Source organism: Ectobacillus panaciterrae DSM 19096 (genome assembly GCF_000430785.1).
In the GTDB taxonomy this organism is placed as follows: domain Bacteria; phylum Bacillota; class Bacilli; order Bacillales; family Bacillaceae_G; genus Ectobacillus; species Ectobacillus panaciterrae.
Genome location: NZ_AUMR01000030.1, coordinates 50,940 through 71,020, shown reverse-complemented (window position 1 = coordinate 71,020; position 20,081 = coordinate 50,940). Strand labels below are relative to the sequence as shown.

Here is a 20,081-nt window from a genome sequence, read left to right as displayed (position 1 = left end):
TACCAAAACTTAGAAAATAAAAGTGTTGACATTAGAGTAAAGCTGGTTTTATAATACAAATCATATTAACAATGAAATTTACAAACTTTTTAATAAATTAAGCAATGAAGGGTTTTTAGTAGTGGTTATCTCCCTGTCTCAGAGAGCTGATGGATGGTGCGAATCAGCATAAAGATAAGCATGAAGTACAGTCCCGGAGCATCTTTTTCGTAGTAAAGGAGCATCCTTTATGAAGGGAAAGACGGTCATATGATCGTTAACAAGAAAGAGCGGCAGACGTTTGTCTGCAACTAGGGTGGTACCGCGATAATAATCGTCCCTACTGGTTGAACCAGTAGGGACTTTTTGATTTTGTAAGAAAGCATGAGGTTCTGCGCCTAAACGAGCCGTCTCCGCTTTTCTTGATTTTCGTCAAAAAAATAATGATAAGCAATGAAGGGATTTTAGTAGTGGTTGTCTCCCTGTCTCAGAGAGCTGATGGATGGTGCGAATCAGCATACAGGCAAGCATGAAATACACTCCTGGAGCATCTTTTTCGTAGTAAAGGAAGATCCTTTATGAAGGGAAAGACGGTCATGAGATCGTTACCAACAAAGAGTAGGCGGGCATTTGCTCGCAAGTAGGGTGGTACCGCGGTATGCATCGTCCCTGCCTTTATGGCTGGGGCGTTTTTTTTATACCTTGAAAGGGGGGATGGCCTGCTCAGCTGGCATCGGTTATCCAACAAAAGAATCTCGCACATTCTTTTGTTATAGAAACAAACTAACGTTTTAGGAACTAGTTGCTTCAACGGTACTAAACAAAACCTTCCCAACAATCTATAATATTACAGCTTTTAGATGATTACAAATAGATTTCGGAATTTGTTTTGGACAGTATCGAATATGAAGTGAAGTTTATACTACAAATATAATTGGGAGGAATTAATATGAAAACTCATGAATTAGAAAGATTACGTCAAAAAGTGGATGAAATCAACCTGCAGCTTCTCCATTTATTGAATGAACGCGCTAAGGTTGTAAAAGGAATCGGCGAGCAAAAGACATTGCAAGGCGTGAAACGCTTTGATCCGGTTCGCGAGCGTCAAGTGCTCGATATGATTGCGGAGCATAACGAAGGACCGTTCGAGACATCGACTGTACAGCATATTTTCAAAACGATTTTTAAAGCGAGCTTAGAACTGCAAGAGGATGACAACCGTAAAGCGCTGCTTGTTTCAAGAAAGAAAAAGCCTGAGAACACAATCGTGAACGTATTGGGAGAGCAAATTGGAAATGGCACGCAGACATTCATTATGGGACCATGCGCTGTGGAAAGCTACGAGCAAGTTCGCGAAGTGGCAAAAGCGATGAAGCAGCAAGGTTTGAAATTAATGCGCGGCGGAGCGTTCAAGCCTCGTACATCTCCATACGATTTCCAAGGCTTAGGCGTGGAAGGATTGGAAATTTTACGCAAGGTTGCCGATGAATTTGATTTAGCGATCATCAGCGAAATTTTAAATCCAAACGACATAGAAATGGCGATTGACTACGTAGATGTGATTCAAATCGGGGCGCGCAATATGCAAAACTTTGATTTGCTGAAAGCGGCTGGAAAAGTGAATAAGCCGGTATTGCTGAAGCGCGGTTTGGCAGCGACAATCGAAGAATTCATCAATGCGGCGGAGTACATCATTGCACAAGGCAATGACCAAATTATTCTATGTGAGCGCGGCATTCGCACATACGAAAAGGCAACACGAAACACATTGGATATTTCAGCGGTTCCAATTTTGAAAAAAGAAACGCATTTACCGGTAGTAGTTGACGTGACTCACTCAACAGGAAGAAAAGATTTGCTTCTGCCTACTGCAAAAGCGGCATTGGCAATCGGAGCAGATGCAGTAATGGCAGAGGTTCATCCAGATCCGGCTGTGGCGCTTTCAGATTCCGCACAGCAAATGGACATTCCTCAGTTCCACGAATTTATGGAAGAACTGAAGAGCTTTCAAGGAAAGTTGTCAGGAAACATACAGCATAGCATGCAATGAAGGGTTTTTCAGTAATGTTTACTTCCCTGTTTTAGAGAGCTGATGGATGGTGCAAATCAGTACATAGGTAAACATGAAATACGCTCCCGGAGCATCTTTTTCGTAGTAAAGGAGCATCCTTTATGAAGGGAAAGACGGTCATATGATCGTTAACAAGAAAGAGCGGCAGGCGTTTGTCTGCATCTAGGGTGGTACCGCGGTCATTATCGTCCCTACTGGTAAAGCCAGTAGGGATTTTTTTATGAATAAGAAATATAAGATTTATGGAGGAAAACAGATGAGATATATAACAGCAGGCGAATCGCATGGTCCGCAATTGACAGTTATTTTAGAAGGTATTCCAGCAGGGCTTCCGTTAACAGCGGAAGATATTAATCGAGAGTTGCATAGAAGACAAAAAGGACACGGTCGCGGCCGGCGCATGCAAATTGAAAAGGATGACGTAAAAATTGTGAGCGGCGTAAGGCATGGATACACACTGGGTTCACCGATTGCGCTCGTCGTAGAAAATGACGATTATAAGCATTGGACGAAAATTATGGGAGCAGCGCCTGTTTCAGAGGATGAGATGAATGAAATGAAACGAAGAATTACAAAGCCTCGTCCCGGTCATGCCGATCTTAACGGAGCTATTAAGTATGGTCACAGAGATATACGCAATGTGCTTGAGCGTTCTTCAGCAAGAGAAACGACTGTACGCGTTGCAGCAGGAGCGGTGGCAAAAAGGATTCTATCCGAGCTTGGGGTGCAAATTGCTGGACATGTGCTAGAAATCGGCGGCATCCGCGCAGAACAAAACACATATCATTCCATTGAAGAAGTACAGCTGCGTTCAGAAGCATCGCCTGTTCGTTGCTTGGATCCGCAAGCGGAAGTTCGAATGATGGAACGAATCGATGACGCGAAGCAAAAAGGAGATTCTGTCGGAGGAGTCGTGGAAGTAATTGCAGAGGGCATGCCGGTCGGCGTCGGAAGCTATGTTCATTACGACCATAAGCTGGATGCGAAGCTTGCAGCTGCCGTCATGAGTATCAATGCATTTAAAGGAGCGGAAATCGGGATAGGCTTTGAAGCTGCCCGCAGACCGGGAAGCGAAGTGCATGATGAAATCGTTTGGGATGAAACAGACGGATATACACGTAAAACGAATCGTGCAGGAGGAATAGAAGGAGGCATGACGACAGGAATGCCTGTCATCGTACGCGGTGTGATGAAGCCTATTCCTACTTTATATAAGCCGCTGCAAAGCGTGGACATCGACACGAAGGAAGCTTTTCAAGCAAGCATCGAACGCTCTGACAGCTGCGCTGTTCCGGCAGCCGGCGTAGTGGCAGAAGCTGTTGTCGCATGGGAGCTGGCAAACGCCATGGTGGAACAATTCGGACGTGATCGGATGGATTTAATTCAGCAAAATGTGACGAATCACCGCGAATACGCAAGGGAGTTTTAATGAGATAGAGCTCAAATACATCTGATTTCATGATACGGCGTACAAATAATAAGCATAAGGAATGATGGGGTATGCAAAAACGAGTATTAATTATCGGAATGGGTTTAATCGGAGGTTCGATTGCCCTTGCGATAAAGAAGGAGCATGATGCAAGAATCATAGGATTTGATATTAATGAAGCACAGCTTCAGCGCGCTTGTGAGCTGCAAGTCATAGATGGGACGGCAGCGGATTTAGAGAAAGAAGCAGAACAGGCACACCTCATTGTACTGGCTTTACCGGTGGAAGAAACGGTTTCCTTGCTTGCGAGATTGGCGAATTGTGAACTGCAGGAAGAGGTTATCATTACTGATGCCGGCAGTACAAAAGAACAAATTATGAAAGCCGCTGATGAGCTGCTGTCAAAGGACATTACCTTTATCGGTGGCCATCCGATGGCAGGCTCTCATAAAACCGGGGTAGAAAGCGCAAAAGCGCATTTATTTGAAAACGCCTTTTACATTTTAACACCTCGGCCTGAGACATCTCCTGAAAAAGTGGAGGAACTTAAAGTGTGGCTCCAAGGAACAAACTCTCACTTTTTGTTGATGGAACAAAAGGAGCATGATTATGTCACAGGGATTGTCAGTCATTTTCCGCATATCATCGCGGCCGGTTTAGTAAAACAAGTGCAAAGGCATGCGTCCCAAACACCGTTTGTCAATATGCTCGCAGCCGGCGGCTTTCGGGATATTACCCGTATCGCATCAAGCAGCCCGAAAATGTGGACGGATATCGTAAAACAAAACCGGGAGCACCTTGCAATGCTTTTAGAAGAATGGATTGACGATATGAAGCAGGTGCAGGTGCTTGTAGAAAGCGGGGATACGGACAACGTGTATACGTATTTCTCCGACTCAAAGCTGTATCGTGATGCGCTTCCTGTTCGTGCAAAGGGAGCCATTCCTTCCTATTTTGACTTGTATGTAGACGTGTTGGACAGAGCAGGGGAATTGGCGAAGATTACAGCAATCTTGGCTGCAAATGAAATCAGCATCACAAATCTGCAGATTCTAGAGGCGAGAGAAGGATTATTGGGTGTGCTGCGAATCAGTTTTCAAACAGAACAGGATCGCATAAAAGCTCGAAGATGTTTAGAAGACAAGGAATACGAAACCTATGAAGTACTGTAAAGAATGGAGTGAATTACATGAGGCTGCTGCGAAACATTGAAAATGCACTGCAGGGAACGATTCGCGTTCCTGGGGATAAATCCATTTCCCACCGGGCCGTTATGCTTGGGTCAATTGCTCAAGGCAAAACAGTTATTGAAGGATTTTTACCGGGAGAAGATTGTCTCAGCACAATTCATTGTTTTCAGAAGATGGGTGTTACAATTATTCAAAATGGTGAGCATGTAGAAGTGTTCAGCGACGGGCTGGAGGAGTTAAAGGAGCCGGCGGGGATTTTAGACGTAGGGAATTCCGGTACAACAATTCGGCTGATGCTCGGTATACTAGCGGGTACACCGTTTCACGCTTGCCTACAAGGAGATGATTCTATCGCCAAAAGGCCGATGAAACGTGTTACAGAGCCCCTTCGTCTTATGGGAGCGGCACTGGATGGCCGTATGGACGGTACGTATACGCCTATTAGCGTGAGAGGTAGCGGATTAAAATCCATCAACTACGTATCTTCTGTAGCGAGCGCCCAAGTAAAGTCGGCAATACTGCTGGCAGGCTTGCAGGCAGAAGGAACAACGACTGTAACTGAGCCTCATTTATCAAGGGATCATACGGAACGCATGCTTGAAGCTTTCGGAGCCCAGGTGGAACGAGATGAAAGAACAGTATCTATACAAGGTGGGCAGCAATTAAAAGGAACGACCGTTCATGTTCCGGGAGATATATCATCCGCAGCCTTTTTCCTTGTTGCCGGAGCTATCGTGCCGAACAGTCAAATTACAATTCAAAATACAGGATTGAATCCTACGAGAACCGGTATTATTGATGTGCTGAAAAGAATGGGGGCGAATATTGAAATTACGAATATATCCACGCTCTCTTCTGAGCCGCGGGGGGACTTGCATATAACCGCTTCAGAATTAAAAGGAATTGAAATAGGCGGGGAAATCATTCCGAGACTGATTGATGAAATTCCGATTATCGCTTTGGCCGCTACCCAAGCGGAAGGCATTACAATCATTAAAGATGCGCATGAACTGAAAGTGAAGGAAACGAATCGGATTGATACGGTAGTTCAGGAACTGAAAAAAATGGGAGCGCGTATTGAAGCGACTGAAGATGGAATGGTTATCCACGGGAAAACGGCGCTTAGAGGAGCGGATGTAAGCAGCCATGGCGACCACCGTATCGGGATGATGCTTGCTGTCGCAAGCTGTATAGCAGAAGGAGAAACAACTCTTCATCATCCTGAAGCAGTTGCGGTATCATATCCTAATTTCTTCGAACAGCTGGAACAGCTTCAAAATGCATGATCGTATATAAAGTGAAACTTCCATCAGTGGGGGTTTCATCCCCCACTGATGGTTAGTTGAACCAATCAGGCTTTTACGGCTATCCCCTCTTACACTTCTTCGAATAGGCTGCGTTTTGAAGTGGGGGCCTTACTGCCCGTTAAGGCGTGATAAACGAAACACCCTGCGCCTTTGCGAGTACAAAAAGGTTTAGGGTGTTTTTATCATAAATTAGGCGAGAATATCCCCGCTTCAATCGTGTGAATGGTGTAACGGTAAGTGGAGGAGGTTCATGTTCAGTGATGAAAAAAGTTCAGCATCTATCTGTATGCAAAGGCTTATGGTAAAAAGCAAATCTTAGAGCTGGAGAATCCGTGCTTAACGAACGCATTCTTTCTCAAGCTCATCCAAACGTTCATTGATTCTTCGTTTCTTATACAGCATTTGTCCTGCCTCAGCAATCTCTTCAATGGTTTTCCGATTCAAGTAAGCGCCGAATACCATGCCGGCAACCGGTACAATTTGAAACAGCTTCTTCCATCCGTAATTGTCCCGATATACAGTAATGACTTCGCGCCATGAGGCGATTTGAGATACGCTGTTTTGGTTGCCCGAGCGGTTGTCGAAGTTCTGCAGCTCGTTTAAAATGGTTTGCTTTCCGACGATATCTGAAGAGGAAAACTGCAGGCATTTCACAATGAAAAGACGTTCTTTTTCATCCTCAGGATTATAGCCGTAGCAAAGCGCAATTTCCTGCAGAACATTTAAAGACATGCCCAAAACGGCAGGTATATCGATAGCCAACGTAAAAATGCCGCCGAATCCTGTTGTAGCGCCTTGTGCTGTAGCAATATTCTTTCTGTTTTTCACAATATCGCCGGCAATACGATCCATCTCCTGGAGCGGCATATGCTTTATATCTTCTAGTGAAATCACATTCCCAAATTTTTTTAAAGTGGCTTTTGTGCTGATCAAATATTTGCTGCCTGTGTTGATATAGCTGATAAGCTCTTCTATAATCACGTTGACTTTCTTATGTATAAAAGCAGGTGTGAGCTTATCGAGGATGGTGAACGGGATTTTCCCCCATCGTTCCCAGAACCAAAGATCTTCTTGTTCATGTTCCCATTTATTGATTGTTTTTAATTCTGCCAGCAACCCATCTTTTGTTTCCATGTTATCTCCTTGTCCTACATCATTGATATCCATATTATACCTTATTTTCATGTTTCTATTGTGGAGGATTTCATAATCTATATATAAATGATTTATGATTTCGACATTTCAATATGCTGTGTACAGAGGCATTGTCGCTTTCTTCCTATCTATGGTTTACCCTTATATGGACCACTACAAGGGTTTGACCGCTTCCGCACGTCGCTGGATGCTCTTTCTCCACTATATAAAAGGACGGTTTTTTTATTCAGTTATATATAAAAGAGAGTCATAGAATATACTGTATATCTTAATAGATTTTGAATCTCTTAAATTTAGATAATTATAGGAAAATTCGATATAATTATTCGTAAATGGATGCTAAGGAGCTGATAGTATGAAATTTCTAGTAGTAGGAGCCGGAGCTGTAGGCGGATATTTTGGTGCAAGATTGGCAGAAAAGGGAGAAGATGTTACGTTTCTTGTCCGGGCAGGCAGGCAAGAACAATTGCGTGCAAAAGGTCTGGTTGTGAAAAGTGTGAATGGAGATACAACAATCCGCCCGAAAACAATATTGTCTAATGAAAACGGTTTGTTTGATGTTATTTTAATTGGAACGAAGGCTTATCATTTTGAACAAGCGATCCAAGATATTAAGCCTTTTGTACATAGTGAGACAGTTATTATTCCAATGTTGAACGGCATGAAGCACGTTGAGCATCTTCGGGAAGTATTTCCGGAGCAATGTGTAATCGGCGGGCTATGTTTCATTGAATCTACTCTGTCTGAAAATGGAGAAGTAATCCAAACGAGCCCGTTCCATAAATTTATGTTCGGGGAATGGGATGGCGAGAAAATAGGGAGAATACAGGCGATAGAACAGGCATTTACGGATACAAATGCGATGATTAGTGTGAGCTCCCGTATTTTGCAGGAAATGTGGCACAAGTATTTGTTTATCGCGACGTTTTCCGGTGTGACAACATTGTTCGGACAGCCGATCGGACCGATTCTTGAACTGCCGCTAGGTTCTAAGCTTGTTCAAGAATTATTGCGTGAGATTGCGAGCATTATGAGGGCGGAAGGCGCTCCGATTGCGGACAATATTGAAGAAAAGCAGTTTGCAAGCATTGGTGCTATGGCATATGAAATGAAGTCGTCCATGCAGCGCGATATGGAAAAGGGGCTTTTTGTGGAAGGCGATCATTTGCAGGGTTATTTACTGGAGCTTGGGAACAAACATAATATACAGACACCTGTTTTAGAAACGATTTATGCGAATCTAAAATTGTATGAGAAGAAAGTAAAGAGTGAAACAATGTATATACAAGGGAATAAAAGAACCGTCTTTTGATAGTGGGAGAGATCATCCGGCGACGTGCAGAAGCGGTCAAACCTTTGTAGTGGTTCATGCAAGGGAAAACCAGAGGGAAGAAGCGTGCAATATTCCCTTTTGGTTGTACATAGCACATGGACATGTCGAATTTATAATTCACTCATATATAAATTGTTTATTATAGTATATTACGAGAATTATGGATTTCAAAAGAAGGAAAGTAATAGGAAGGATTGGCCCGCAATTTTCTTTTTTATCATTCAAAGGAAAAACCGGAGGCTCTGCCTCCGGTTTTTCATATCTTGAAACATTCGTAAGTATATGCTACAATCAAAAATGGTCGATAATTTTAATTTTAACAAAATTATAAATACCCATAATAATAATATCATGTTATTTGTTGTTTGTCAAATCTTTCGGCCGCACGGAATTTCGGGAAGGGAAGTGACTGCATGAGCGAAACAAAGCAAGAGTGGCAGCATGAACAGCAGCGAGTGGATGAAGTGGTCGATAAAATTAAAGAAAAGGCGCTTTTTCTTGAACAGCATGTAGGCATAATCAAATCGGATGTCGTACAAATCCGTAAAGATTTCTGGGACGATGTAACGGTAAACGTTGATAATGTTGCTGAAGCGGTTGAAACATACGCAAGCATCAAGCAACAAGCAGAAATGCTGTCAGAAAGAGAACGGAGCCACAGGCATAGTCATAATCAGCTGAAAACCTTAAAGCGTCTTCAGCAGTCGCCATATTTCGGAAGAATCGATTTTGCAGAGGAAGGGGAGAAGGCAGATTCTATCTATCTTGGTATCGGCTCTTTCTTTGATGAAGAAACGGAGCAATTTCTTGTTTACGATTGGCGAGCTCCCATATCAAGTTTGTATTACGATTATTCTATTGGACCGGCACAATACGAAGCACCGGACGGTATTGTAACAGGAGATTTGAAGGTGAAACGGCAGTTTATTGTTCGGAATGGCCGAATTGAGAGCATGTTTGATACAGGCGTAACCATTGGAGATGTAATGCTGCAGGAAGTGCTTGGCAAGCATGCGAACACGCAAATGAAAAATATTGTAGCTACTATTCAGAAGGAGCAAAATCGTATTATCCGCAATGAAAAGAGCCGTCTTCTTGTTGTACAGGGAGCTGCCGGAAGCGGTAAGACATCGGCTGCCCTGCAGCGTGTTGCTTACTTGCTGTACCGTTATCGCGAAACATTGCGTGCCGACCAAATGATTCTGTTTTCTCCAAACCCGATGTTCAACAGCTATGTCTCGACTGTCCTTCCCGAGCTTGGTGAAGAAAATATGCAGCAAACTACATTTCAGGAATACTTGGAGCATCAGCTTGGATATTTTGAGCTTGAAGATCCATTTACACAAATAGAATACGTGCTGACAGCCGCAGATGAAATAGGATATGCAGCGCGTGTAGAGGGAATTCAATATAAAGCAACGATTGATTTTATGCTACTTATTGATCGATATGCTGCGTACCTCAAGCAAAAGGGAATCATTTTTAAAGACGTGACATTTCGCGGAAAAGTGCTGATTTCAGCCGAACAAGTGAAAGAGCAGTTTTATGCTTCAACCGGCGCAATATCCATTCCGAGCCGCATGGAGCAAACGGCTGAGTGGCTCCGTGCAGAATTAAAAAAACTAGAGAAGCTGGAGCGGAAAAAGCCTTGGGTAGAAGAAGAAATGGAGCTTTTAGATAAAGATGCATTCGTTCAGGCGCATCAAAAGCTGCAGCGAAAAAAACGCTATTCAGAAGAAACGTTTGATGATTTTGAACGTGAGCAAAAGCTGCTTGCCGCTTCTGTTGTAAGGAAATATTTCAAGCCTTTATACAAGAGCGTGAAAAAACTGCGTTTTATTGATGTACCGGCAGTTTATCGGCAGCTATTTACCGATGCTCAGTTTGCTTTACTGTTTACGTCTGAATCTCTGTTGCCTAAAGGATGGGATGAAATCTGTCTTCAAACGGCAGAGAAAATCAGCCGTTCTTATTTAGCTTACGAAGATGCAACTCCTTATTTATATTTAAAGGAACAGCTGGAGGGCTTTCAGAAGAACACATCTGTGCGCCATGTATTCATAGATGAAGCACAAGACTACTCGCCTTTTCAGTTTGCCTTTTTGAAACGGCTCTTTCCCCTTAGTAAGATGACTGTGCTCGGGGATTTGAATCAGGCCATTCATGCGCAATCCAAGCATACAGGCTTGTTCACCCTTTCTGCATTATACGGAGAGGAACACACAGAAACAATCGAGCTGAAGCGCAGCTACCGCTCAACGAAGCAGATTATCGAGTTCACTCGGCAGCTTATTTCAGGCGGAGAAGAAATTGAGGCTTTCGATCGAGAGGGCAGCAAACCGATAATTGAAAAAGCAATGGCAGAACAGCTGGTGGATAAAGCGGGAGAGCGTATCCGAGAGCTGCAAGGAGCAGGACATAAAACGATAGCGGTTATATGCAAAACAGCCCGCGAGAGTAAAGAGGTATATGGAAATTTAAAAGAAAAGATGCAGCTTCGTCTCGTTACAAAAGAAACTTCTTCCTTTGAATCAGGAGTCTTGGTAATTCCTGCGTACTTGGCAAAAGGAGTCGAGTTTGACGCGGTTATTATTTATAACGCTTCAGAAGGAGAATATGGAGAAAAGGAAAGAAAGCTCTTTTATACAGCTTGTACTCGTGCTATGCATGAATTGCATATATATTTTATAGACAGCATAAGTTCGCTTATCCTTGAGGCTTCTCCCGATACGTATATAAGTTATGACAGTCATCTCAATTAGCAGATGGCTTTTTTTGGAGGCAGTTACAAGCAAGCTTAATTCCTATTCTATATTCGTGTATACTATACATACATGTACATAACGATGGAGCTGAAATAATGATAAAAACGATTTCTGATATCGCTAAAATCGCGGGAGTCGCAAAGAGCACTGTTTCGCGTTATCTTAACGGCGGCTCAGTCAGCGACGTAACCAAAAGAAAAATTGAGCATGCAATTAAAGAAACAGGCTACATTCCCAATACGTTTGCGCAAAGCTTAAAAGCAAAGAAAACGAATATTATCGGTACGATTGTGCCGCGTCTTGATTCCTATGCAGCATCTCGAACGTTAATCGGTATCGATGAGGAGCTAAGAGGATTGAATTACCAAATGTTAATTTCAAATGCGAATCAAAATCTGGAGCGTGAAATTGAAAATATTTATACGCTGGCGAGTCAAAAGATTGCAGGCCTTATTCTATTAGCGACACAAATAACAGATGAGCATTTGGAGGCATTCGGCAAAATCAATATACCGGTTCTGCTTGTCGGACAGCAGCATAAAGATGTGTACAGCTTGATTCATGATGACTATGGCGCTGCTTATGACATGGGGAAATATGTTTTGAAAAAAGGACATCGAAGAATTGCCTATCTAGGAGTAACAGAAAAAGATATTGCGGTAGGAGTGAAACGAAAAGAAGGTTTTAAGAGGGCAGTGCAAGAAGCAGACAACTGTGAAGTGAAATATTATGAGACAGAGTTCAATATTGAAAACGCCATTATAAAAGCAGCAGAGGTCATAGATGAATTTCAGCCTTCCGTATTAGTTTGTGCAACAGATAATATTGCACTTGGCGCATTAAAGGCTGCTTATGTAAAGGGGCTGCACGTTCCGGAAGACATATCTATTACCGGGTTTGGCGGATATGAAGTGAACGAGGTTATTCATCCGGCCTTAACAACCGCGAAGTTCTATTATAAAGAAGCAGGACAAGCGGCAGCACAAGACATCGTTAAGCTTGTCAATGAAGAAGAAGTAGCGAAAATTACCATATCCAAATATGAAATAATCGAACGAGAAAGCGTTGACAATCGATAAATATGAGAATATAATCAATTTGAAACCGGTTCCAAAGACTGGTTTTAAATATATCAGTTTTTGGAACCGGTTCCTAAAATATAACCATTCTATATTTTTTTATTCGTTTTTGGAACCGGTTCCTTGAAGAGTATAAAGCAAAAGGGGGATTACCATGAATTACAAACACATTGCACAGGAAACTTTAGATGCAATCGGCGGTAAAGAAAATGTTTCAGCAGCAGCTCATTGTGCGACTCGTTTGCGTTTAGTATTGCATGATGAAGGAAAAGTAAATCAAGCAAAGCTTGACAGCATGGATGTCGTAAAGGGGACATTTTCTACCGGCGGGCAATTTCAGGTCATTTTAGGATCGGGTACTGTAAACGAAGTATATAAAGAACTTGCAGTACTGACGGGAATTTCTGAAATGTCTACAAAGGATGTAACAGATGCAGGAGCTAAAAAATTAAATCCGCTTCAGCGATTCGTGAAAATGCTATCCGATATTTTCGTTCCGATTATTCCAGCGATTGTAGCTGGCGGATTGCTTATGGGAATCAATAATGTGTTGACTGCAAAAGATTTATTCATCGCAGGAAAATCGTTAGTAGAAGCAAATCCAGAAATGGCGGATTTGGCAGCACTTATTAATACATTTGCAAATGCTGCGTTTGTATTTTTGCCAATCTTGATCGGATTCTCTGCAACACAGCGCTTTGGAGGAAACCCTTATCTTGGAGCAGCGCTTGGTATGTTAATGGTCCATCCAGATTTATTGAATGGATATGGATATGGGGCAGCTGTGTTAGCCCACAAAGTACCTGTATGGCATATATTCGGTATTAGTATTGAAAAAGTAGGATACCAAGGTTCGGTATTACCGGTTTTGGCGTCATCTTATATACTTGCGAAAACAGAAACAGCTTTACGAAGAATCGTTCCATCTGCTTTAGATAACCTATTAACGCCGTTATTTACAATCTTTATTACAGGCATCTTAACGTTTACGATTGTGGGACCAATTACACGTTCTGCAGGTAATTTATTAACAGGCGGACTTGTCTGGTTATATGATTCAGCAGGTTTTATCGGCGGAGGCCTTTTTGGATTGATTTACGCGCCGATTGTTATTACGGGGATGCACCACAGCTTTATCGCAGTAGAAACACAGCTGCTGGCTGATATGGCGAAAACAGGCGGCTCTTTTATCTTCCCGATTGCTGCGATGTCAAACGTAGCACAAGGTGCGGCAACACTAGCCGTTTTTCTTATAACAAAAGACAAAAAGGTAAAAGGCGTAGCTTCAGCTGCCGGTATTTCAGCACTTCTCGGCATTACAGAGCCGGCGATGTTCGGTGTTAACTTAAAGCTTCGTTATCCGTTTATCGGCGCTATTATTGGAGCGGGAGCTGCTTCTGCATTTATTACACTGTATAAAGTGAAAGCAATTGCGTTAGGAGCGGCAGGGCTGCCGGGAATTATCTCTATTAAACCGGGAACAATTGTTTTCTATGTAATAGGAATGGCGATTTCTTTTGCAGTTTCATTTGCAGTAACAATTGTTTTAGCAAAGCGAGCAGATAAAAAAACGGTCAACCCTTCTCAAAGGGAAGCAGCTTAATTTACGATAATGAGAGAAGGAGAATCACTCGATTCTCCTCTCTTTGTTTAAGGAGTTTGATCAAAATGGAATGGACAAAAGAACAAAGGTATCGTCAAATAAAGGATGCAAGCGATGAAGAACTTCTAGAGCTAAAAACAAGAGTAAGCAGATGTCCGTGGCGGCAAACGTTTCATATACAGCCAGACACTGGGCTGCTGAACGATCCGAACGGATTTTCTTATTATAACGGTGAATATCACCTATTTTATCAATGGTTTCCACTAGGACCAGTGCACGGTTTGAAATATTGGTACCATACGAAATCAAAGAATCTAGTTCATTGGGAAAACGTCGGTATAGGAATTGAGCCGAAGCATTACTATGACAGCCATGGCGCTTATTCAGGCAGTGCAATCGAGCACGAAGGAAAATTGTACTTACTGTACACGGGCAATGCCCGTGATGAAAATTGGATCAGACACCCTTATCAATGCATCGCTATTATGGATGAAACAGGAAAAATTGAAAAACTGGAAGAGCCTGTTATTCATGAAGTTCCAAAAGGATATACAGAGCACTTCCGTGATCCGAAGATTTGGAAAGAAGGAGATACGTTCTATGCAGTAATTGGGGCACAGCGGGAGGATGAAACAGGTTGTGTCGTATTGTATAGTTCATCAGATTTACTAGACTGGAAATGTAAAGGCGAGCTGCAAACAGCGCTGAAAACATTCGGATATATGTGGGAGTGCCCGGATTATTTTGAACTGCAGAACAAAGGCGTTCTCATTTTCTCACCGCAGGGACTAGAGCCGGAAAAAGATTGTTATCAAAATATTTATCAGTCCGGATATATTATTGGAGACAAACTGGATGTAAATCAATTGTCTATGTCGCATAGTTTTTTTCAAGAGTTGGACAGGGGATTTGATTTTTACGCACCTCAAACAACGGTTGATTCAAACGGGCGTCGAATTTTAGTTGGGTGGATGGGCTTGCCGGAAATCGATTACCCCACCGACAAAAATGGATGGGCACATTGTTTGACGCTGCCTAGAGAATTATCTGTTCACAACGGGAAGTTAATTCAAAAGCCGGTAGAAGAGCTTCAAACACTGCGCAAGCAGCAACATGAAGTAAAAGATACTGTTTGTGGTGAAAAGAAAATGTACGATGGATTTGCCGGAACAGCATATGAGATGGTTTGTGAATTTGAAAATGAAAATGCAGCTGCATTTGGAATCGAATTTAGAGCGGATAACCATGAAAAAACCATCATTAAATATGATGCTATCGAGAAAAAAGTAATTCTTGACCGCGCATCTTCAGGAGAAGCAGTCGGGGAGTCTTATGGAACAATAAGAAAATGCGCTATAGACGCACAGAAAATCAAGTTCCATATGTTTGTAGATACGTCCTCTGTTGAAATCTTTGTGAATGACGGCGAAGAGGTTTTTACAAGCCGTATCTTCCCTAGTCGTGAAAGTAAAGAAATTCGCTTCTTCGCAGCAGATGGAAGTGCATCGTTTCAAGCTGTAAAATGGAATTATGAATGAGAATAAGAGGTGAAATGTATGAAAAGCTTATATTCAATCGGTGAAGTATTAATTGATTTTATTCCTCTGCAAAAAGGAAGAGCTTTAAAAGACGTATTGGAATTTGAGCGCGCTCCAGGAGGCGCACCTGCGAACGTCGCAGCCGCAGTCGCGAAATACGGCGGCAAAGCATCTATGATTACGAAGCTAGGCATGGATGCGTTTGGCGACGTCCTCTTAGAGCAATTGCAGCAAGCGGGAGTCAATACAGATAAAATTACAAGAACGAATGAAGCGAATACAGGACTGGCTTTCGTATCGTTACGCGAAGACGGCGAGCGTGACTTTTCCTTCTATCGCAATCCTTCCGCAGACTTGCTGCTTAGTGAAGATGAAATAGAAGAAAGCTGGTTTGAAAGCGGTGATATTCTCCATTTTTGTTCCGTTGATTTAGTAGAGAGCCCAATGAAGCATGCACATGTGAAAGCAATTCGTTCTGCAAAAGCTAAAGGAGGAATCATCAGCTTTGATCCTAACGTGCGGCTTCCCCTTTGGAGCGATCCCGAAGATTGTAGAAAAACGATTTTAGAATTTATTCCGATGGCTCATATCGTGAAAATTTCTGATGAAGAGCTGGAGTTTATTACTGGCGTTTCCGATATAAAAGAAGCAATTGGCTCCTTATTCACAGGAGATGTAATAGCGGTTATTTATACAAAAGGGGCTCAAGGTGCAGAGCTGTACCTGAAGGATAGAAAGTACGATTCAATAGGATATCGTGTGGAGGTGCAGGATACAACAGGTGCAGGAGATGCGTTTATTGGCGGTTTCTTGTATCAATTGCTAGAAAAAGACGTGAGCCAACAAAGATTAGAAGAAGTGCTTCATATGCATTATCAAGAGATACTAACGTTTGCGAATGCAAGCGGTGCGCTTACGACAACAGGAAAGGGAGCAATTTCTTCTCTTCCGAAAAAAGACGAAATCTATAAGCTGCTGCAAGATTGATAAGTAACTGAACAAAAGAAGAGCTGGTTTTCTAAACTATATACAAGTGAATAAAAAAACCGTCTTTTTGTAGTGGGGAGAGATCCTCCGGCGGCGTGCAGAAGCGGTCAAACCTTTGTAGTGGTTCATGCAAGGCTAAACCAGAGAGAAGAAGCATGCAATACTCCCTTTTGGTTGCACATAGCACATGGATATGTCGAACTTATAATTCACTCATAATATGTTTGGAGGGTCAGGGCACACATCAACAGTTATGTGTGCCTTGACCCTAATTGAAACTTAAAATTGATTAAATATTTTATTTTTTAACCCCTCTCGATATTCTTGTTAGATAGAAGGCTATGTTTATATCCGTAACTCATGTACAGTACGAGACCGATGACAAACCATACAGCGAAACCAAGCCATGTCAAAGATGAAAGACTGAACATTAAGTAGCCGCAAGATAAAATCGATAAAAGTGGTAATACCGGTGAGAAGGGTACTTTAAACGAGCGCTTTAAGTCCGGTTGTGTTTTGCGCAGTACGATGACACCGATTGATACGACGATAAAAGCAAACAGAGTACCGATATTGGTTAAATCAGCTAAATGGTTAATAGGAACAAGGCCTGAAAAGATGGAAGCCATGATAGCGGTTAACCAGATGCTTTTCGTCGGCGTCTTTGTTTTTTGATTCACTTTAGACAATCCCTTAGGAAGTAAACCGTCGCGGCTAATGGCGAAGAAAAGTCTAGTTTGTCCATACATCATAACAAATAATACCGTTGTAATTCCGATAATGGCGCCGAGAGAAATAAAACCGGCAATCCAATCTTGGTGTACATATTGAAGTGCAAAGGCAACCGGATTTTTCACATTTAATTGTGTATAAGGGACCATACCGGTAAGAATAGCGGATACACTAACGTATAGGGTTACACAAATGAGTAAGGATGCGATAATTCCAATCGGCATGTTGCGCTGCGGATTTTTTACCTCTTCTGCAGCTGAAGAAACAGCGTCAAACCCGATATAAGCAAGAAATGCGGTAGCGGCCCCGCTCACAACTCCAGAAAAACCAAATGGCATAAACGGAGTCCAGTTTGCCGGTTTCACATAGTTTACACCTACAATAATAAATAAAAGTACAACAGCGATCTTCAGTAACACCATAACATTATTCAAACGCGTCGATTCTTTTACGCCTCGAGTTAAGATGAAGGTAAGAATCAAGACAATTGCAATAGCCATAACATCAACATACGTTCCCTGTGCGGGATTATAAGCGCTGCTGATAACAGTCGGTATATGGATACCAAACCCCGCAAGCAACCCTTGGAAATAACCGGACCATCCGCTGGCGACTACTGAACAGGCTAGTCCGTATTCTAGGATCAGGTCCCATCCAAGAATCCAAGCGATTAGTTCTCCAAACACAGCATAACCGTAAGTATAGGCACTTCCTGATACAGGCACGGCAGAAGCCAATTCAGCATAGCAGAGGGCAGCAAAGACACAAGCTAAACCGGACAAGATAAAGGAAAGAATAATAGCCGGTCCTGAATGTTGTGCAGCAACGACACCAGTCAGGACGAAAATCCCGGTCCCGATAACCGCACCCACTCCCAACATCGTTAAATCAAAGGCGCCGAGTGCTTTTTTCAGACTTGTTTCTTTTTTTTCTGCATTAGCGAGTAACCCTTCAATAGATTTTTTGCGAAAAAGATTCATCATGCATCTCTCCTTGATGTAATTCATTTTGAATAAAAGAAATATATAGTCTTTTTAAATATTCAGAAAAATTAAGGCGTACAGTTTTACATTATATAGATTTGCTGAATCCTGTTTATACGAAAATTTCTTCGTTTTGCTCTAGATTATGGAATGTTCCGTTCGGTGTACGAGTGCATCAGACACATTTGTTTCTATATACGAGTGGAGTATAAATTCGACATTTTCATGTGCGATGTGCAACCAAAAGGGAGTATGGTATGCTGCTTCTCTCTGGTTTCCCCTTGCATGAACCAAAGGTTTGACCGCTTCGCGCGTCTTTTAATCTCTCCCCGCTATCAAAAGACGGTTTTTTTATTCACTTGTATATACTTTCGTTTGTATTTCCCTCCCGTCTTCTCCTCCCTATTCAGAGGTCGTACAGTCATTGTTCTTTTAGATGCTTATTATTCCCTTACATCAGTAGCACATTCAACATAAAACAAATCAGAGTAATTAGAATAAAGAAAAAACGACATGGTTGTAATTTATAACGAAGACTACATTATCCGACAAAAAACTACAAAAAATTTTATGTTTTCTAAAAATTTATAAAAGTTTTTTGGAGAAAGAAAAGGTTATATTATGAGAAATCTGTCAAACCTGGACGTACTTAAAAAGATTCTGATAAATGTTTTTGCATCAATCGTTGCCATCGCCGCCGCTTATAATTACAAAAGAAGAAATGGAGCAAGCTCTTTCTATTTTAGAAGAGGTGATTAAATGAAATAACAAAAGGGAATCATGATTCCCTTTTGTTACGGTACATATTAGTAAATGCGTGTTCTATTCTCAGCATAACTCGAAATCAGCAGCAGTACAGGCTCGTCCCCGATATTCCGGACAAGATGAGGCACGCAAGCATTCCAAGAAAAAGAATCACCCTCTTTTACAATCTCAGTATCTTCACCGTGCTGCACCTCTAATGTTCCGCGCAGCACTAAATGACACTCTTCTCCTTCGTGAACATTCGGCTTGCTTTCTTTCGGAAAGCCTACTGGAATTTCAATAAGCGAAATCCGCAGTCCTGCTTGCTCCGCCACATGCTCGATTTTATTTTCATATTTTCCGTGAATGCTGTACTTTCGTTCATCCTTGCGCACAACCTTCAAGCGGTCTTTTTTCTCAAGCAAAAAATAAGGAAGCGGAACGTTTAAAAATGCTGCAATTGTATCCAAAGTTGAGATAGAAGGTGAGGTTTTATTATTTTCCACCTGACTCATAAAGCCTTTTGATAATCCGGTTCCCTCACATAGCTGTGCAATCGTAATGCCTTTTCGCTGGCGTATTTCACGAATAGTTGATCCTACATTCATTTTAATGCTCCTTTATCTGCATCTTAGTTGTATCATAGCAAACCTCATACTTACATTGCCATCTTGTAATTGACAATTCAATATGTCTCTATTATGATTGTTTTGTAATAAAAATAAAAATTATATATAACAAAACATAAAAGGAGAGAACAATGAGAAAACAGCAAGCAGCAAATTATATTGTTCAAGTCGTATTAGGAATTATTTTTGCGGGACATGGCATTATGAAGTTTCAAAATGGATTGGGCGGAGTGGCAGGATGGTTTGCAAGCATGGGGCTTCCCGGCGCTCTAGCTTATATTGTCGCAATTGCGGAGGTTGCAGGCGGTGTTATGCTTATCGTTGGTTTGGGAGTGCGCTATGTTGCGGCATTATTTGCGATTATTATGGCCGGCGCAATCATTAAGGTGAAATTATCAGCGGGTCTATTTGGCAACGGAAAAGCCGCAGGATTTGAGTTTGAATTGGCGTTATTGGCAATGAATGCTTACTTGGCGGTTGCTGGGGTAAAAGGATTTTTAGACAATCTGATTGGAAAAAATAAAGAAACAGAATATACAAAAGCGATGTAAGGGAAG

The 20,081-nt window shown here is 42.0% G+C and carries 14 protein-coding genes and 3 other annotated features; of the genes, 11 read left to right on the top strand and 3 right to left on the bottom strand.

The genetic code is table 11. The annotated features are described in order from the left end of the window. Nucleotides 1-95: 95 nt before the first annotated feature. Nucleotides 96-324, top strand: a binding site (T-box leader). Between the two features lie 99 nt (nt 325-423). Continuing rightward, nucleotides 424-653: a binding site (T-box leader), on the top strand. 275 nt (nt 654-928) lie between these two features. From H540_RS0108860 to aroA, 4 genes are all read left to right on the top strand, one after another. Further along, nucleotides 929-2,029 (top strand): bifunctional 3-deoxy-7-phosphoheptulonate synthase/chorismate mutase, encoded by a 1,101-nt coding sequence (locus H540_RS0108860; protein ID WP_028400331.1) that lies wholly within the window; start codon nt 929-931, stop codon nt 2,027-2,029. Next, nucleotides 2,017-2,246, top strand: a binding site (T-box leader). Its footprint overlaps the gene before it by 13 nt. A 60-nt stretch (nt 2,247-2,306) precedes the next feature. Next, on the top strand, nt 2,307-3,479 hold the full coding sequence (gene aroC, locus H540_RS0108855; RefSeq protein ID WP_028400330.1) for a chorismate synthase: 1,173 nt from the start codon (nt 2,307-2,309) through the stop codon (nt 3,477-3,479). Nucleotides 3,480-3,550: 71 nt separating this feature from the next. Further along, nucleotides 3,551-4,651: a prephenate dehydrogenase gene (locus H540_RS0108850; protein ID WP_028400329.1), complete on the top strand. Its 1,101-nt coding sequence runs from the start codon at nt 3,551-3,553 to the stop codon at nt 4,649-4,651. 17 nt (nt 4,652-4,668) lie between these two features. After that, nucleotides 4,669-5,955 carry a 3-phosphoshikimate 1-carboxyvinyltransferase gene (gene aroA / locus H540_RS0108845; RefSeq protein ID WP_028400328.1) on the top strand — a complete coding sequence of 429 codons (1,287 nt, stop codon included), beginning with the start codon at nt 4,669-4,671 and terminating at the stop codon, nt 5,953-5,955. Nucleotides 5,956-6,312: 357 nt separating this feature from the next. On the opposite strand, the gene H540_RS0108840 is transcribed toward aroA, so the two are convergent. Next, nucleotides 6,313-7,110 (bottom strand): EcsC family protein, encoded by a 798-nt coding sequence (locus H540_RS0108840; RefSeq protein ID WP_028400327.1) that lies wholly within the window; start codon nt 7,108-7,110, stop codon nt 6,313-6,315. Nucleotides 7,111-7,486: 376 nt separating this feature from the next. Between H540_RS0108840 and H540_RS29300 the strand changes: the two genes are divergently transcribed. The 6 genes from H540_RS29300 to H540_RS0108810 all read left to right on the top strand — a co-directional run bounded on the left by H540_RS29300 (nt 7,487) and on the right by H540_RS0108810 (nt 16,436). Further along, nucleotides 7,487-8,443: a ketopantoate reductase family protein gene (locus H540_RS29300; protein WP_051317040.1), complete on the top strand. Its 957-nt coding sequence runs from the start codon at nt 7,487-7,489 to the stop codon at nt 8,441-8,443. Nucleotides 8,444-8,877: 434 nt separating this feature from the next. Then, entirely contained in the window at nt 8,878-11,226 is a 2,349-nt protein-coding gene (gene helD / locus H540_RS0108830; RefSeq protein ID WP_028400326.1) for an RNA polymerase recycling motor HelD, read from the top strand. A 98-nt stretch (nt 11,227-11,324) separates the two neighbouring features. Further along, entirely contained in the window at nt 11,325-12,308 is a 984-nt protein-coding gene (locus tag H540_RS0108825) for a LacI family DNA-binding transcriptional regulator (RefSeq protein ID WP_034670635.1), read from the top strand. 154 nt (nt 12,309-12,462) lie between these two features. After that, on the top strand, nt 12,463-13,911 hold the full coding sequence (locus H540_RS0108820) for a sucrose-specific PTS transporter subunit IIBC (protein WP_028400324.1): 1,449 nt from the start codon (nt 12,463-12,465) through the stop codon (nt 13,909-13,911). Nucleotides 13,912-13,976: 65 nt separating this feature from the next. Continuing rightward, nucleotides 13,977-15,449 carry a glycoside hydrolase family 32 protein gene (locus H540_RS0108815; RefSeq protein WP_028400323.1) on the top strand — a complete coding sequence of 491 codons (1,473 nt, stop codon included), beginning with the start codon at nt 13,977-13,979 and terminating at the stop codon, nt 15,447-15,449. Between the two features lie 18 nt (nt 15,450-15,467). Continuing rightward, the gene (locus H540_RS0108810) at nt 15,468-16,436 is read left to right on the top strand and encodes a carbohydrate kinase family protein (RefSeq protein ID WP_028400322.1); all 969 of its coding nucleotides are present in this window, start codon (nt 15,468-15,470) and stop codon (nt 16,434-16,436) included. A gap of 305 nt (nt 16,437-16,741) precedes the next feature. Here H540_RS0108810 and bcaP read toward each other — a convergent pair whose 3' ends face one another. Then, a complete protein-coding gene (bcaP, locus tag H540_RS0108805) occupies nt 16,742-18,148 on the bottom strand; it encodes a branched-chain amino acid transporter BcaP (RefSeq protein WP_028400321.1) in 1,407 nt (468 codons plus the stop codon). Between the two features lie 809 nt (nt 18,149-18,957). Then, nucleotides 18,958-19,503, bottom strand: coding sequence for a helix-turn-helix domain-containing protein (locus tag H540_RS0108795; RefSeq protein WP_028400320.1), 546 nt, complete (start codon nt 19,501-19,503; stop codon nt 18,958-18,960). 152 nt (nt 19,504-19,655) lie between these two features. Here H540_RS0108795 and H540_RS0108790 point away from each other — a divergent pair, with 152 nt between their 5' ends. Beyond that, nucleotides 19,656-20,075: a DoxX family protein gene (locus H540_RS0108790; protein WP_028400319.1), complete on the top strand. Its 420-nt coding sequence runs from the start codon at nt 19,656-19,658 to the stop codon at nt 20,073-20,075. Nucleotides 20,076-20,081 lie beyond the last annotated feature (6 nt).